This is a genomic window from Cobetia sp. 3AK (assembly GCF_029846335.1).
GTDB lineage: Bacteria > Pseudomonadota > Gammaproteobacteria > Pseudomonadales > Halomonadaceae > Cobetia > Cobetia marina.
Genome location: NZ_JARWKR010000045.1, coordinates 1 through 234, shown reverse-complemented (window position 1 = coordinate 234; position 234 = coordinate 1). Strand labels below are relative to the sequence as shown.

At 60.7% G+C, this 234-nt stretch carries 1 protein-coding gene; it reads left to right on the top strand.

What is annotated here, in order from left to right; genetic code table 11:
- A partial coding sequence (locus tag QD228_RS17090) for a hypothetical protein (protein ID WP_279876143.1) occupies positions 1 to 234 on the top strand: 234 nt, incomplete at both ends.

Sequence of the window (234 nt, the reverse complement as noted above, 5' to 3'; positions counted from 1 at the left end):
CCTGCGTTGGCGGTACCTGTCCAGCGTCAAGGCGGACTCGATCGCCAACGCGGACGTCGATCCGGCAGAGCTGGCCGTGCCGAAGCTCAAGGCGAAGAACTACATCGACCTCGCCTTCTCGTTCGACCTGACCGACACCTACAACTTCAGCTTCGGTGTCAACAACGTCGGCAATGTGAAGCCGCAGCTGATCGGCGACGATCAGGAACAGGCGAACACCTATCCGGGCGTCTA